Here is a 17,033-nt window from a genome sequence, read left to right on the forward strand (position 1 = left end):
AAAGCGCGAAACAGAATGCGCATTTTTCAAAAGAATTAGCTGTTACGCTATTTTTGAAAAATGATATTCTTGTCTCACGCTTTTTTTGTATGCTGGAAATAGAAGCTACTTATTCTGCTGTTTGAATTTCTTCTGCTAAGTTGGCATAATCGATTTCATTATCAACAAATGTTCCGTCATTGACTGGAAAATGTTGAATAAGCGATTCGATACGACTACTTTCCACTAGGCCATTTGCTAATTCAAAATCAATCACATGCCCACCGAATGTTTTGCTTTTATCAAGAAAATGCAAATGGAATCCAGCAGCTGCTACTCCTTGAAATAATTCAGGAGTAAAGAATCCGACTAATGTTCCTTCCACTTCTTCTTGATGAAATTCTGGTTGGTCTTGCGAAACTTCTACAAGTCTTTTATAAGGTTTTTCTTGTTTTGGCATGATACGAATATGCACATTTTTAAATACCCCAGTAATTTTAACTGCAATAAATAAATTTTTCCCTGCTTCTTCTGCCAAAATCGTTTCTTTTAATACATCACCTAGATGAGGCGTTGTGATTTCGATACTTCTATCTGGTGTAAAATCTGTTACAGCTGCATAAGGTGTTTTTTCTTCACCTGTCAAACGCACAACTGAACCATCTGATTTTCCTTGATAAGCGACTCCATCCACAATAATAACTTCCCCATCTAAACCGTGGAGCGTTCCTAATCCTAACGTTCCGTGCTTCAAGACCTCAGCCATCTTTTCCGTTCCATCCATCAATCCTGCCATCAATGCACCTAGTGTACCGTGTTGGTATAAACTTGCCTCTGTCATTCTACACACATCCCTTTTCTTAATAGAATTGATCCGGTAAAATCGTTTCACCGAGTTTTTCATTATCCCGATAATCAATTGGAATATCAATGATTACAGGTCCTTCAGTGGCAAAACCATCAGTTAAAGCTTGTTCTAGTTCCTGAACATTCGTTGCTCGAATTCCTTTTGCACCAAAAGCTTCTGCATATTTAACAAAGTCAACCGGACCAAAGTCAACACCTGATGACCGTTGATATTTCATTTGTTCTTGGAATTCAACCATATTATAGTGACCATCATTCCAAATCAAGTGAACGATATTTAGTTTTTTTCGTACAGCTGTTTCTAAATCTTGTGCAGAAAACAGGAAGCCACCATCACCAGAAACTGAAACGATTTGCGTATTTGGACGAACTAGTGCAGCTGAAATTGCCCATGGTAAAGCCACACCTAATGTTTGCATTCCATTACTAAATAGTAAGTGACGTGGTTCGTAGCTTCTAAAGTGACGTGCCATCCAAATATAGTGACTACCTACGTCAACGGTGACGGTCATTTCGTCAGTCACTTTTGATTGTAATGTGTTAATGACTTCTAATGGATGTAAAATTCCTTCGTCTTCTGTCTTTTCTACAACATCGCGAGCTGTTAATTTTTCTTGTAATGAGTCAAGATATTCATTCGCATCACCCGATACTTGTTGCGCTTCTAAAGAATCGCTAAGTAAATCAAGCGTTGCCGCAATGTCACCAATCAATTCTCTTTCTGGTTGCATAAATGAATCGATTTCAGCTGGTGTCTCATCGATGACAATGATTCTTGCATCTTTTTCTGCATTCCAGTTACGTGCTTCATATTCAATCGGATCATAACCGATGGCGATGACTAAATCACTTCGTTTTAATAACATATCACCAGGTTGATTTCTAAACAAACCTACTCTCCCAAAGAAATGTGATTCTAATTGACGTGAAATGACGCCTGCAGCTTGGAATGTTTCAACAACAGGTAATGAAGTTTTTTCCACTAATTTGCGAATAGCTGCGGTTTCCTTTTCACTTGAACCACGCATTCCCACCAATAAAACAGGCAGTTTTGCTTCACGAATGCGCTCAGCTAAGTAGCTGATATCATTAGCAGATGCAGAACCTAATTGTGGATCACTTAAAGGTTGGATCACATCACTTTTCACCGGTGCATCAACGACATCCTGTGGAATACTGATAAAGCTTGCACCTTTTTTTGAACTTTTCGCCATACGATACGCATTAGCAATCACTTCTGAAATTGTTTCTGGATCTTGGATTTCCGCACTGTACTTTGTAATTGGTTTAAATAATGCTGCATTATCCATACTTTGGTGCGTCAGTTTTAATAAATCACTTCGTTTTACTTGTCCGCCAATTGCTAATACTGGATCGCCTTCGGCAGTTGCTGTTACTAACCCAGTTGCTAGATTACTTGCACCAGGACCACTTGTCGCAATAACAACTCCAGGTTCACCAGTAATTCGACCAATTGCTTGTGCCATAAATGCCGCATTTTGTTCATGCCGAGTCACGATCAATTCAGGGCCTTGGTCTTCTAATTCATTGAATACACCATCGATTTTTGCGCCAGGGATACCAAAGATATAATCTACGTGATGATTAATCAAGCTTTCTACTACAGCTCTAGAACCTTGTTTCATTTCTTTTTCCATCATACAACTTCCTTTAACAGCTTATTTTCTTTCAACTCAGATAATAAACAAGCAACACAAAGTAATACAGTTTATATATCTGTTACAAAAAATAGTATAGCATGACTTATAGGATTTGTTTAGTAATAAGCTAAATAAATTTCAAGAAATAGTAACAGTTCACTCGACATCTATTACACTACTATAAATAATCAAACTTTCTTTGTCATATTTTTATAAGTTTCCATTTCTTTTTGTCTTTCAATTACTTTTAGCTGAAGAAACAGCCATTCCATTAAAAAAATATTTCTCACTAAAAAATGCTCAAATTGCTGTCAAGACTGCTTTTACATTAAATAACACTCTCTTCTTCCTATCACGCGGTAATTTTAGAAATTTACTTTACTCTTTATAAACTTTAACTTTAGATGTGGTTGTCGAGGAGTCACCTCGACCGCTGCAAAAATATTTTATCAAGGGGAGAAAAGAAAAAATGAAGACAACAAAATGGAAAACGTTGCTAGCAGCTTCGATGGCAGGATTGACACTATTATCTTCTGCACCACTTCAAGCATTTGCAACTGAAACACAAGGGAATAATTCTGGTTTGGTAATGGATGACACATCAAATGTCATCAACGGATTAACAGACGCACACATGTGGTCAAATGACAACGGCGCTTCTTGGACACGTGGAAAAGAAAACCAAGTTTTTAAAGGAACTCAAAAAGTCATCGTTGCAAATTACGATGAACAAATCGCATCTGCTCAAACTTGGTCAGCAAAATCTTATGCTGGTGGATCACTGGTTATCTATAAAAACGCATTATGGACAAATTCTTATTGGGCAGAAGCGAATCAAGCGCCTGGTTCTGCACCAATGTGGACAAAAGTAAAAGATGTTCCAGCTGGAATTGCAACATTTAATTTCAACAAATTTACAGGTGCAGCCGCTGATGACTATCAAAAGGTCCAAGCTGAAACTGTTCAAAATCAGAAAAAAGTTATTGGTTATTTCGCTAACTGGCAAGGTTACAAAACAGATTATGAACCAAATAATGCTGACTATAACTATAGCCAAGGCGTTCTTGATGGAAAAGGATATGATCCAGTTGACGTACCTTTCGATAAAATCACGCACGTAAACTATGGCTTCATGATTATTGATCCTAAGACAGGAAAATTAACTTCAAACGACGCTTGGGCAGATTTTGATGATACTGTATCAGGTGGTGGGAAAAACTATATCGGCCAAATCACTGACATGGCGGATGAAAATGACGTAGCAGCGATGGTTTCAATCGGTGGTTGGAACAATTCAGTTAACGATATGGCTTTTGATATTGTGACAAAAACACCTGAAAAAATGGATGCTTTCACAGATGAAGCAGTTAAATTTATGTTAGATCATAACTTTGATGGTATTGATATCGATTGGGAATACCCGGACAACGCCGATCGCCAGACAAAATTTATTGCCTTGATGAAACAGCTACGTGAAAAATTAACAGTGGCAGGAAAAGAAAATGATACATATTATCAATTAAGTATTGCTGTAACAGCTTCACACGAAAAAATGGAATTTATCGCTCCTGAAACAGTCAATGAGTACGTTGATAACTTCAATGTCATGACTTATGATTTCCGTGGTGGATTTGATACACAAACAGGGCATCACTCTGGATTGTATGCAACTGAAACAGATAAAGACCAAAAATTCAACGTTTCTTCCGCAATGAAAGAATACAGCGAAACATATAACATTCCTAAAAACAAATTAATGGTGGGTATGAGTTACTACTCACGTGGATTTGCAAATGTGGAATCTGGTGAATTAGGTGCTGCAAGTAGTGGTGCTCCAGTCGGTGGCACTTGGGATGATCCTTACCAACCAGCTGGCCTAAAACCTTGGTGGCAAATCAAAGACCTCGAAGCTCAAGCGAACGAAGATCCTAATGACAGCTTAGTTGCTAAATGGGACGATCAAGCAAAAGCACCATATATTTACGATGCAGACGCAAAAGAATTCTATTCTTATGATAATATCCAATCAATCCAAGAAAAAGTAAATTGGACAATTAAAAATGAATACGGTGGTGCTATCGTTTGGGAATTAGGTTATGATACAACGGATGCGGAATTAGGATCAATCGTTAAAAATGTCCTAACTGCAGAACCAACAGATCCACCAGTTGAGGAAAGCGATCTACTTGGTATTAGACTTGATCAGAGAGAACGTAAAACTTACATGAATCTGAATTTGACACCCGAGCAATATAATAGCAAAACACGTTATATGGTTTATCTAGATGGCAAATATGCTTTTGAAACATATAACGGTAAATGTTACTATTCTCATATTGACAAATCATCAACTACAGAAGATAAAACCGTGATCGAAAAAGGCTTTGCTGGTAAAGCCCAGCAAAAGATGGAGGTTTATATCGTAGCTGGTGAACCGGGGCAATCCACTAACGATAAAAAGTTAGTTGACACAATGACTTTAGACAAAGACATTGACTTAGGTATTGACGAAGTAAGCAATGCTGTGAAAAACATTACTTATAATAAAAAATCTATTTATATTGATATTGATCGAAAAGCCTATGAAGGCAACAATCGTATGATGGTCTATAGAAATAATAATTACCTAGCGGAAGTTTTTGCATCTAAAATTTATTATAGCGCGCTAGTTAAAAAGACAAATGATACTGTTCAAATCAGAGTTGACAGTCCGGTGGAATCTGGCGACATTATTGAAGTACGCTTAAGTAGTGGCCTACCATCACATGTTAGCGACACCTTAAAATCTTTAATGACAGTTACTGTAAAATAGAATACATTGTTACCCAAAAAGAGCGCATAGTCTTTCACTGTGCGCTCTTTTTTCTTTACCCTATTTAGATTTGTATTTGTCAATCACTACGCAAGTAATCAAATAAGTTTATGAAACAATACTAAGAAGTCCAATTAGCCACGTTTTCTTTTCCTTTTGTTTACTAACAAAACTTCGAGGGCTTATTTTTATCATTTATTTTCACTTTTCGCTAAATTATTAAAAAAAGCAACGTATTAAAACCTTTATCTACCAACAAGTCAGAGTGTTTTAATCAAACTTGTCTAATCGAAAAGAAACAATTACAATTAAACAGTAGTGTAGAACGCATAAAGAGTGGTGTAACAGACAATGGAACTTTTTAATTTACTCGAAAAAAATGGTAAAATCCAGATTTCGATTATTCATTATTTATTAGATAAAAATTTAACAGCAGATATTCCTAAACTGTTAAATGATTTAGCAGTTACTCCTTTTCTTTTTAATAATAATATCGAAGAATTAGCTTTTATTTTAAAAGCATTAGAACTTGATTTGAGTCTTGAAATCAATCACGAAAAGAATCAAATTACTTTAAAAAAAAGCAACCAAACAAATCTAGATAAACTATACTATTACTACCTCCAAGAATCGACGAAATATCAGATTTTACTCCATCTGTACCATCATTCTAGCTATTCGATCTATGAATTATCTCAACGATTTTTAATTAGTGAAGCTGCAGTTTATCGGCATATTACAAAACTAAATGATTTGCTAGAAGAGTTTAACATCAAAATTCGGCGAGGAAAAATGACTGGTGATGAATTACAGATTTGTTACTTTTTCTTCCAACTAATTTGGAATTCAGTTCCTTTGGAAGAACTTCATCAAAAAGAAAACGATCGCAATAGTTTATTGTTCGTTTCCTTTCTGGAAAAAAAATTAAAGCAACAGTTTGGTACCACTACTCGTTTAAAACTTTATTTGTGGATCTGGATTTTGAAGAAAAGGACAAAAAAATTAACGAATCCACCTTCTGTCGAAACGATGGCTATCTTAGGGAAAGACTACCTTGAAGAACCTATTTATCAATTGGTTCGTGAGTCCTATTTTCTCTCTGTAAGTCCCTCTGCTGAATTACAATTCGAATACAAAGCAACTTACTTATATTTATTTATTTCTTCCTTCTTTGTTCTCGAACGTAGTCATCGCTCTTTACTTCCAACCAATGAGTGGCCGACATTCAATCCAAAAGTCATCCAACTGAATCAGATGGTCGTGGAACAAGTCAAAACAGCCTATCGTCTTGACTCTGAAGACATCGATCCACAGTTTATTCAAGAATGGAAGTACTTTTTAACACAGTTGAACAGCACGATCGTTTATTTTAAAGGAAATATCACTTTTTTCGAAGAAGAAATGTTGTTTGAGCGACTAGTTAATCAATCGATTTTTACACCAAATTTTGAACTCGTTCAAACAATCATTCAAGAAACAGAAGATATTCTTGGTTTTGCTCTTCTTGAAACAACCAGACAGTTAGTTACGCGAATCCACCTTTACTTTATCAATCAAATGCGTCGTTTTTCTCAATTAACGATTCAAATTGGCGTTTTTTTTAATCGGGACAACTTACAGACAAATATCGTGATGGAAAGTATCAAAAACGAGTTCGACACAAAATTTTACATTCATTGCGAAGAAGCTGACGTCAATAAAAAATATGATTTGCTGATCTCTGACTCTGCATTTGCCACGCATCAGTTTTCATTTAAAGACTTATACATTATCAATGATTTCAAGACACAAACAGACATCCAAGCTTTAACTCAGCTACTTAAAGACTATTCAAAGAAAGAAGGAATATAATTGAAAGTCATCGTTATCGGCGGCTCCCATGCTGGAATTGCTGCTAGTAAATATTTGAAAAAATTAGATTCAAATGTTGAAGTATACTTAATTGAAAAGTCAAAAGTTCTGGGTTTCATTCCAAGTAGCGTCAATTTGATTTTTAATGGATTATTTACCGCAAATGAAATCGAAAAAGGTGAAGTGGGTGATCAATCAACACTCGAAAATCTAGGTATCCATTTACTTCTTGAAACAACCGTTAGCAACATCGACTTGGAAAAGAAAGAAGTGACTTATCAAAGTAACTTGCATAAGGAGACTACTATCCAAACATTCGATAAACTCATTTTAGCAATGGGATCTGATCGCTTCAGTCCGTTGATTCCAGATACGGAAGAGACTCACCAAAATATTATTACGTATAAGAGTCGTTCAAAAACAATTGAAGCCTATCAAAAAATCAATGAAAGCGACCAAATCGCTATCATTGGTGCCGGTCTGATTGGTTTGGAATTAGCTAGTAGTTTGGCTGCACAACCGGATAAAAAAGTAACAATTATCGAGCAGATGAATCGCCCGGCGTTTCGCTATTTTGATGAAGAAATTACTAACATTTTGTTGCAACATATACCTGACTCGATTGATTTACGGCTATCGGAAAGTTTCAATCACTATCAAGTAATTAATAAAAGTGGCAAAGAACAATTAGAAGTTCAATTCTTCTCGGGACAAACGAAAGTTGTCGATACCTGCGTCTTTGCAGTTAATCCTAAACCCGAAATTGAATTAGTTGAGCATTTGATCGATCTTGATTTCGACCAAACAATCTTAGTAAATGATTTCATGCAAACTTCTAATCCAGATGTCTATGCAATTGGTGATTTGGTCAAATTACCATTCGGCGTTCATGGTGAACCAGCCTACCTGCCACTTATTGGAAATGCACGTAAAACTGCATTGGTCGCTGCCAGCCACATCACATTACCTGATCCACAGCCAATTTCTAATTCTCAGCGAGCAATTGGAACAGAAATCTTTGGTGTCTTCCTCGGTAGTACTGGAATTACAAAAGACGAAGCGGATTTTTATGATTTAGAAACAACTTCGATCACTAAAACATATACGCATTTTTCTAAGTATCATGCCGATAAAGGTTTCTTTGTCACAATCAAAGTGCTGTATGATAGCCAAACTAAACAGTTATTTGGTGCCCAGTTGATTAGCAGCCAAAAAGATATGTTGGATTTGATCAATATCCTTACGCAAATGATTATCGATCAAGCAAGTGTTGACTCACTTGTTTTTTCTGAAATTTATTACAATCCAAAATTATCACCTGCAACTAATTTTTTGGCTGATATCGGTTTAGATGCTTTAAACAAATAAATAGACAGCAACCTCTATTATTCTATTTGAGGTTGCTGTCTATTTTAAAAATAAAAAACTGCAAACAACGTTTAGACATCTGATTGTCCAACTTCGTTTGCAATTTTTATTAGGTTTTTATTTCGTTTCTGTTTCTGACTCTTCCTCTTTTTTTCTTCTCTTAAGAAGAATGATCCAGAATATTCCTAATAGAATGATTGCAAGGAGAATGCCAAAAACAAGATAAATCCACATTGGAATGGCTGTTTTCTTGCCTGCATCAATCGTTGCTCCATTGATTTCTTTGGCTTGTTTATCTGAAATCGTGAAGTTTTCATCAAACACCCACTCATTGTCTTTTGCATCTGTTACACGCAGATGCAAGCTATATTCACCAGCTTCAAGTGGTTCTTTTTCCCAATCGATTGCAAAACGATAGCTTGAGTTTGGCGCTAATTGCATATCATTATCGTAAGCCACGTGACGCACTTCTTTGTTCGTTTTACGATTTTTTACCGTTGCGTCATAAGTTAAGTGACCATAGGCATCCATTGTTGGATTTTCTAAGATAGCTACTACACTAGTTTTTCCAAATGAAATAGCAGGTTCAACTTTTTTCAACTCTAACTTTCTTGCTATTTCTGTGTCCGTTTCAGTTAGTTTCAAGCCTAAGATATACCCGTAACTATTCACGATTCCTTTTTGATCTTTATCTGCTTCTTTCACCACTTGGATTGCTGCTAAAATTTGACCATCAAAGCGATCTTTGGGCATCGTTAACGTAATTGGCACATTTTTACTGCTTTTTTTAGGAACAGTTACTGTATCTGCTACTTTTGCAATCGAATCGATCGCATAAGGATAATTATTCTTTTCCGATTCCGCTTTTTCATTGTAGTCAATAAACCCTTGGCTATTCGTGTAGGCTTGATTGATCCCCATTTTATAAGTTGAATCCTCATTGGAAGTATTGTTGATTTTTACATTGATGGTTTGTTCTTGTGCTGGTTCCATTCGTAAATCGAAAAAACTTTTTTCTTTGTCAATTTGGTTCTCTGGAATGACTGCTTGGATATCATAACCAACTTCACCGGCATCTTCTTGTGCAAATGCTGGTAATGGTGCTGTCAAAAGCAAACTCAACAACAAACTACTTGCTATCAGTCGCGACTTCTTTATTTGTTTGAACATTCTTGATTTCTCCTTATTTTAAACATTGAATAAAGAAGCCGCGCAGATGCGCAGCTTCTTGGCATTCGTACATTGATTACTTGTGTTTCTTGATTATTTTGCGTCTGCTGTGTTGTATAGTTGGTATTGGATGCTTCCAGCTAATGTATCACCTGCAACTAATGCACGATCTGTATCAGTAAAACCGATTGAGACCTTGTTCACAGTTGTTTCGATCAAACCAGTGTTGTTGGCAGCTGTTTTAGTAGCTTCCGCTTTCGCTACGATCCCTTCAGCACCTGTTGCAGCAAGCTCTGTACCGTCGATTTGGAATGAATCAACTGTGAATTCTTTTGAATCTGAAGAGCGAGTCAATTTGTTATTAGCAACATTGGCTTTAACAGACCATTCACGATCGATACGGTCATTGAAGACTTCGATTGTTTCATCTGTTAAATCAGCAGTCAAATTATATGTTGCATTTTGTAGTTTTGATTCAAAGTTATAAGCAGCTGGTACTTTTTCTAAAGTCAACATTTTTTGATTTGGGTCTGTTGGATCAAGAGGATCTGTTGGATCGTCGTTATCAGTGATAACGACTTCTGTTGGTGTTTCTCCTTTTTGATCGACTACTTCTTGTGCGTGAACACTTGTTGCTCCTATAGTTGTTAATACCATTGCGCTTAATGTCATACTTACGATTTTTGTGCTTTTCATTTTAATATTCTCCTTTAAATTTGGTTATTATAAAAAATTAGTTATAAAAACTAATCTATTTCCGGTGTGTTTAATAAAGTAACTATTTGTTGACCAACAAACTCCCCTATAGGTAAATTCGCCGGCAGTTCTAAATGGATCTTTTGCTTCTCAATTTGATAATAGTACTTAGTTGATTGAGAAGAGTAAGCTTCCAAGATCGTTGCAGTCTCATTTAGATCGGCTGCAATTTTTTGTGGTGTTGCCTGAACGACTTCTCCTGATTGATCGGTACTCAATCTCCCTTGACCAAGTAATACTTTCACTTGATATTCCTGACCATTCGCAAATGTTGAAAGCTGATAGGTCAATTGCCAAGGGCTTTTTTTATTTTCCCGTTGATCCCTGACAGCAATCAACAGGTCACCAGTTGCTTGAATTTCTTGTTCATGAGCTGATTTTTGATAAGTACCAAAAGTTGGTGCTGTCACTTTTTCTAACTTGATTGGACTTTCTACAATGGTGACATTCATTGGTGTCTGATCTTCTTCTCCTGAAACTTCTTGCGCAGAAGCTGGAACTGAGAGCAAAAGACAAAGTAGTAATCCGACGAAAATAAACTCAATTCGTTTCTTCATCTTCGGCGTCCCTCCTTCTCAACCAGAAAACCAAGAACGCGATTCCGATGAATAATGTTCCAACAAACGAAAGCATGAATGCCCTCGTTTCATTGGTTTTAGGTAGTAATGAATGACTATTATTCCCACCTATTTCCCCAGGTTGAGTATTCTTTCCGTTGACGATCCGAAAAGTGACTTGCTGTTCATCTATATCAAAGTTAGGTTGCTCACTAGCAAAAGTATCCAGACTGCTAAATAACAAAAGTCCAAATACGATCATCAAGCTCTGAATGATTCTTTTTTTCATTCCTTTGCCCCCCTACTCCGGTACTTCCGTGTCATAAAGATTCCACTTCACAACAGCTTTACCACTATAATCACCGACACGCATGTAATTATCACTTTGAAGCAAGATACCTTCTGATTCGTTCCATGTTTTAGTCGTCATAAAGTCCGTTGATGTCACGTCCCCTTTACGCATCACAAGCACAGGGTCTGACATTATCGATTGTGCAGTACTTGAGCCATCATTTTTAAAGACAAAATCAAATGGTGTAGCCTCTGTTAACTCAGCCTGTACATATAATGACCAAGTTGAAGTATCTTCACGACTATCAAAAACACTCAATGTCATTGGATTATCACTATCTCTAATCAAAGTTCCTTTTGATTCACTCGCTTTTCTTCCAGTCCAACTTAATATGTCTGGCGCAGTTTCAAATGAAAGTTTCCCAGTGACATTCAACATCAATTTCAATGTTTGAACCTCATCACCACGTGTCATGGTAATTGTATACTCATTCATTCCCGGGACAATTTTATCTGAAGGAATATGCCAATTATAGCTATTGAACTCTGTTGAACCTGTTGCGACGATTTGAGCGAACTCATTAGTTGCATCAGGATTCTTTCGATTGATCTTGAATTTTAAAATATCCCCATCATCTTCATCTTTCCAATAGAACATTAAGTCATACCCATCAGCTACTTCTGAACGATCTTTTGTATCCGTCTTTTCAGTAACTACATTAGGTGTTTCCCAAGACAAAACTGTTGGGTGTTCGGGTTTTGGAACGATCCAGTAGGGTACCTCTTCTCCTTGAAAACTTCGTATATCACCAACCGTATTTTCTCTAGCTGAAATCTGACTATTGAAATAAGTTTTTGTTATTGACCCCTTTGATTTCAGAGTTGCCGTATATTCAAAAGTACTGTCTTGACCAATACCAACGTTACTACTTGGATTAAAGTTCACGGTCACGATTCCTTCCTCACTTACTGAACCTGTGACCCCAGCAACTTCTTTATGATTAACTTTGATGTTTTTGATGCCTTTTGAAAGATCGTACAAATTTGGATCTAAGTAAGATTCCCATTTGGTTACATCGTAAACGTCCTCTGCTTGCGCATCTATTGCAAAGTTAGACTTCATAGTCACTTCTTCGCCATATTCAACAGATGGCAATGAATCGTTGTACTCTGCTGAGTCATTTTTGTCAACAATGGAAGTATCGTTAGTCGTTACATCATCGTTAACAGCTGCGCCTAGATCTACTGGCACTTGGGTGAAAACAAATTTTGTTTGACCACTTGCTGCTCCGTTTGCTGCGGTGAATCCCCAATAAGCTTTTCCTTCATTGGCACTTAATTTCAATTGTGCTTCAAGATCAGCATAAGGAATGGTTGTTTCATTGGTTTTGACTCCAGTTAAAGGATTTTCTAAGTAGTAGGAAAATTTTTGTGTTGCTTTGTTAAAGTCATAACGAAATTCATACCACGTCCCATTTTGAATACTCCCCAAAGCCGTAAGCCCTCGGTGATTGATCATTGCCGTATAGCCATGAGCACCAAGTCCTAAGAAACCACTGTTCCACCAAGAACTTCCTCCCATAGAGATATAACCGTTCGCTAAATCACCAGGATAGGCATACGCCATATGGGGAATGATTTTTGTATCAGCCGATTGACCATCATAATTGGTGCCATCACTTTCGTTTGCATCCGTATTTCCATAAAGGTCAAACTCAACTGCAACAGAATTTTTAATAGCAAAAACATTTGGTCTTTTACTCTCTTCTTTTCCCCATGAATTCGTTCCACCATAAACACCTAAGTTTTGTCCGTCACTCTTCGAATTGGCAGTAGTTAACGCTTGGCTTTTTGCAGGATCATTTTGCATCACAAAAGCAAATCCATCTGCTTGTTCTGTCCCAAAATTCACATACGTTCTTCCGTGAAAATCCTGATTAAAATCTAAGCGATATTTGTCATTCGACCAAACACCGACAGCTCGATTACTTCCTGAAAGAGAAATTTCATCATACGGCATTCCGTTATTCTGGTCCGGTGAACCGGATAGAATCACTTCTCCAGCAGAAATATTAGTACCATTGGGTCTACTTTTTGCAATCGTAGAAAAAATCCCATCTAATTTAATCGCTCCTTTAGGTACAATCGGATTTCCTGTACCTAATGATGCACGCGTTAACCCACTTCTTGCTGCAATAGCTGGCGCAGCAGTACGTTTTGTTTCTAAACTGGAAGTTTCTTTTGTCCTTTCAGTTGTTTCCTTAGATGATGAACTCGTTGCTGATTCAATTGAAGTTGTTGCTTCAGTCGTTTCATTCATAGTTTCTTCTGATTCGTCTATCGAGCTCTCAGTAGCTGTTGTATTTTCTTCTGTTGTGTTCATTTCCTCACTGCTTGTTTCTTCTGTTGCAGTATAAGAAAAGTCATACGATTTTTTTTGGTTCAAGAAAACTTGTTTTTCCTCTTCACTTATTACTGGGGAAATTTTCAGCGTGTAATCGAATTGCTGGGGAATTTGTTTCGTTTGGATCTCGAGTTCTATTGTTTGAGCTTGCTGATTCTTTTCACCAATTTGATAAACACCATTTTTATCTGGTATCAATTCTTGTTCTTTATCTGGTTGGTAAACACTAAGGACATCAGTAGGTTCAGTAATAGTGAAAGTCATTTGACGATTTGCTTCAGATGCTGCTTTTTCAATCAATACCGTCCAAACAAGATTTCCAGATTCAACTTGCTCTACTTTTTTGAGCGAAACTTCGCCAACTTGATTCTGGTTTTCTTGCGTACTTTCCGTGGTCACAGCCTGAACGATTTTTGGCGAAGCCAACATTGACGGTGCAACAAGTAATGAAACTGTGACTTGTAAAACCAACATTTTCGTAAACTTTTTCACTTTTTCTCCTCCCTTCTGCTTGTTTTACTATATTGATTTTGTGCATGAACAACTTAAGTACACAGAACATCGTTTTATTCCATAACTTAGTATATTCATTTTTTCTGAAAATTTTTATCAGATTTTTTTCGTTTTTCAAAAAAACGTGAGAGTTTCGTCGACAAAACAGTTTCAAATCAACAGTTAAACAGCTAACATTAAGTAAGAAAGCTTTTTTTCACTCAGTGAGAATGAACTTATATCTGATTTTTTACACAAAAAAGAGCAGGACATCTAAATTGTCCTGCTCTTTTTGCTCGTACTTTGTTCACAACCTTCGCGTATTGCTTACATCATTTCGTTTATTTGTTCATGTCTTGACCTTGTCCATCAACTAGATTCCATTCCAATGTACCAGTCTAGTTTCCGATTCTTTGTTTCTCAACAGGAAGTGCCACTTTCAATCCATGATCTTTTCCATTCCAATCATCTGAGATGACTTCTTCACTATCCATTTCCAGTTTGACAGATTCCACGATTTGCATTGATTCAAAAAGTAGAATTTCTCCTCCACTTGTTTGATAGGATAAACACCCTGCTAAACTATTATCTACAGAAGTTAATACTTCTTTTTCCCGTGAAGTGATCGTCCAAGTATCTTTTTTAGACCCTCTAGTATCTGAAACTGTTAAGTTTCCAGTTGCTTGGCCGAATTTAGTTACACATTTGTTACTAACTGGGACTTGACCAAATTCAATTTTAGAATGACGGTCAGTGATATTGCGAAGCAGTCTCAAATCAATAGGGGGGGACTTTTTATCTTCATTTTTTATTTGTAAATAACTCCTTCGTAAAAAATAAATCTTACAGGAACCAGTCAGCTTCTAAAATTTTTCCACGTACTTGGTCTGACCTTATCATCAAAATAATTTTGTAACTTGCTTGATATTCATTTTTTGAATACTCGGAGAATTCCCCAGTGACTATCCAAAATTGCAATTGTACTTTCTCTTTACAGGCTCCTATAATCTGAACTGTTCAATAATTTATTACTCAATCGAATTGGAGGAAATCAAAATGACTACAAAAATTACTGAAAAAATGAAATTTAGTCCTGCTTTTGAATATATTGATGATGGTATCGAGCATGGTATTCTTAGTCCCTTTGAAACAAAAGAAGTTAGATTGAAAAAAGGAGACGTCATTGCCGAAGGATTCAAACCACTTTCTGGTGATATTCGTCTGTTAAAAGACATTCCTGTAAAATTACGCGATGGTGTGACGATTTATACAGATATTTATTTACCAATTACCACGGAAAAAGTCCCTGTTTTAATTGCTTGGAGTCCTTATGGAAAAAGTGCAGGAACTGCGCCTCGTTATAAAAATCTTTTTAACATGCTAGGCATGGGCAACCATTGGAATTCTGGCTTAACAAAATTCGAAGGTCCAGATCCCGATTATTGGTGTGCTCATGGATATGCTGTATGCAATCCTGATATGCGTGGTATTGGAGCTAGCGAAGGAAACATAACTATGATTGGTTCCCAAGAAGCTGAAGATGGCTATGATTTAATTGAATGGTTAGCCACCCAATCCTGGAGCAATGGAAAAACGGCTCTCACTGGGACTTCTTATTTAGCTTTTTCACAGTGGTATATTGCTGCCGAACAACCACCACACTTAACTTGTATCAATCCTACAGAAGGATTAGCCGATGGTTATCGTGACTTGGCTTTTATCGGTGGTATTTCTGATAAAAATTTCATTGAACGATTACAAGTAAACCATGTTAGTAACACAAATGCCCTACGTGAAGACCTGACGAAAGAAATCGATGCTTATCCATTAGCTAATGCAGAAATCTGGCAAGACAAGAACGCTGATCCAAGTAAAATTACTGTTCCTGCTTTTGTAATTGCCAGTTATTCAAATACTTTGCATACCATGGGTACTTTCCGTTCTTGGCGAACATTAGGTTCAAAAGAAAAATGGCTTAGAATCCATGACCGTCAAGAATGGCCTTACTATTATGATGAAAAAAACGTGGAAGAATTACGACGCTTCTTCGATTACTATCTACTCGAAAAGAAGAATGATTGGCCTGAAACACCAACTGTTCGCTACTCTATTCTTGATTTTCAAGGAGGAAATCAAACAGATATTCCAGCGAAAGCTTTCCCACCAGCCACTGTTGAAAACAAACGCTACTATCTAAATGGAATGACTCGTTGTCTGCAAGAAACTCCAGAAACAACAGATTTCCCTGTGAAATATGCTGCCGAAACTTTACCTGGACGAACTTCATTTCAAATGACTTTCAAAAAAGACACAACTTTTATTGGCTATCCAAAAGCGAAATTATTCATGGAAGTTGAAGGCTATGATGATATGGATGTTTTTGTTTGGGTACAGAAATTAGATCGTTTCGGTAATGTGTTAAGCGAGTTTGTTGTTCCTAATCAGGGTGCTGCGTTACAAGATTTTACACAAGAAGGTGCTTCTGCCTTGCGTTACAAAGGTGCTTGGGGAAGATTACGTGCCTCTATGCGTCAGCTTGATCGTAAAGTTGCCACTGATGAGATTCCTGCGTACAGTTTTGATCAAGTTGAGAAAATAAAACCGGGAGAAATTGTTGAATTAGAGATTGTTTTAAGTCCTATTGGCTTAGCTTATAAAACAGGCGAAACGTTACGGGTTGTCATAAGTACAAAAGATGAACTTGGCTCTGTTATGCCTGGAACACCAGGTTGTACTCCAGACAATCAAGGACTTCACATTCTTCATACAGGTGGTGAATATGCTTCATATATCCAGTTACCTCTATCAACTAAATAATCGATTGG

12 protein-coding genes are annotated in these 17,033 nt (G+C 36.8%); 4 read left to right on the plus strand and 8 right to left on the minus strand.

Translation table 11 applies throughout. From position 1 onward, the window contains the following. Nucleotides 1–109: 109 nt before the first annotated feature. Both budA and alsS read right to left on the minus strand, forming a co-directional pair. Entirely contained in the window at nucleotides 110–820 is a 711-nt protein-coding gene (budA, locus tag DOK81_RS07720) for an acetolactate decarboxylase (RefSeq protein ID WP_206909812.1), read from the minus strand. A 19-nt stretch (nucleotides 821–839) separates the two neighbouring features. Next, the gene (gene alsS, locus DOK81_RS07725; RefSeq protein ID WP_206909814.1) at nucleotides 840–2,504 is read right to left on the minus strand and encodes an acetolactate synthase AlsS; all 1,665 of its coding nucleotides are present in this window, start codon (nucleotides 2,502–2,504) and stop codon (nucleotides 840–842) included. Nucleotides 2,505–2,976: 472 nt separating this feature from the next. Here alsS and DOK81_RS07730 point away from each other — a divergent pair, with 472 nt between their 5' ends. From DOK81_RS07730 to DOK81_RS07740, 3 genes are all read left to right on the plus strand, one after another. Next, nucleotides 2,977–5,319 (plus strand): glycosyl hydrolase family 18 protein, encoded by a 2,343-nt coding sequence (locus DOK81_RS07730; protein ID WP_206909816.1) that lies wholly within the window; start codon nucleotides 2,977–2,979, stop codon nucleotides 5,317–5,319. Between the two features lie 351 nt (nucleotides 5,320–5,670). Then, a complete protein-coding gene (locus DOK81_RS07735) occupies nucleotides 5,671–7,170 on the plus strand; it encodes a helix-turn-helix domain-containing protein (RefSeq protein ID WP_206909818.1) in 1,500 nt (499 codons plus the stop codon). Continuing rightward, the gene (locus tag DOK81_RS07740) at nucleotides 7,171–8,538 is read left to right on the plus strand and encodes an FAD/NAD(P)-binding oxidoreductase (RefSeq protein WP_206909820.1); all 1,368 of its coding nucleotides are present in this window, start codon (nucleotides 7,171–7,173) and stop codon (nucleotides 8,536–8,538) included. A 117-nt stretch (nucleotides 8,539–8,655) separates the two neighbouring features. On the opposite strand, the gene DOK81_RS07745 is transcribed toward DOK81_RS07740, so the two are convergent. The 6 genes from DOK81_RS07745 to DOK81_RS07770 all read right to left on the minus strand — a co-directional run bounded on the left by DOK81_RS07745 (nucleotide 8,656) and on the right by DOK81_RS07770 (nucleotide 14,984). Further along, the gene (locus DOK81_RS07745) at nucleotides 8,656–9,708 is read right to left on the minus strand and encodes a DUF916 and DUF3324 domain-containing protein (protein WP_206909822.1); all 1,053 of its coding nucleotides are present in this window, start codon (nucleotides 9,706–9,708) and stop codon (nucleotides 8,656–8,658) included. A gap of 93 nt (nucleotides 9,709–9,801) precedes the next feature. Then, a complete protein-coding gene (locus DOK81_RS07750) occupies nucleotides 9,802–10,404 on the minus strand; it encodes a hypothetical protein (RefSeq protein WP_242589949.1) in 603 nt (200 codons plus the stop codon). A 50-nt stretch (nucleotides 10,405–10,454) separates the two neighbouring features. Further along, nucleotides 10,455–11,021, minus strand: a complete 567-nt coding sequence (locus tag DOK81_RS07755) for a hypothetical protein (RefSeq protein WP_206909824.1) — start codon at nucleotides 11,019–11,021, stop codon at nucleotides 10,455–10,457. Further along, nucleotides 11,005–11,310, minus strand: a complete 306-nt coding sequence (locus tag DOK81_RS07760) for an LPXTG cell wall anchor domain-containing protein (protein WP_206909826.1) — start codon at nucleotides 11,308–11,310, stop codon at nucleotides 11,005–11,007. The genes DOK81_RS07755 and DOK81_RS07760 overlap by 17 nt, the downstream gene beginning before the upstream one ends. 12 nt (nucleotides 11,311–11,322) lie before the next feature. Beyond that, entirely contained in the window at nucleotides 11,323–14,208 is a 2,886-nt protein-coding gene (locus DOK81_RS07765; RefSeq protein WP_206909828.1) for a hypothetical protein, read from the minus strand. Between the two features lie 398 nt (nucleotides 14,209–14,606). Continuing rightward, nucleotides 14,607–14,984 carry a hypothetical protein gene (locus DOK81_RS07770; RefSeq protein WP_206909830.1) on the minus strand — a complete coding sequence of 126 codons (378 nt, stop codon included), beginning with the start codon at nucleotides 14,982–14,984 and terminating at the stop codon, nucleotides 14,607–14,609. 280 nt (nucleotides 14,985–15,264) lie between these two features. Between DOK81_RS07770 and DOK81_RS07775 the strand changes: the two genes are divergently transcribed. Further along, nucleotides 15,265–17,025: a CocE/NonD family hydrolase gene (locus DOK81_RS07775; RefSeq protein WP_206909832.1), complete on the plus strand. Its 1,761-nt coding sequence runs from the start codon at nucleotides 15,265–15,267 to the stop codon at nucleotides 17,023–17,025. The last annotated feature ends 8 nt before the right edge of the window (nucleotides 17,026–17,033 follow it).

The sequence above is a fragment of the Enterococcus sp. DIV0660C genome (assembly GCF_017316125.1).
Lineage (GTDB): Bacteria > Bacillota > Bacilli > Lactobacillales > Enterococcaceae > Enterococcus_B.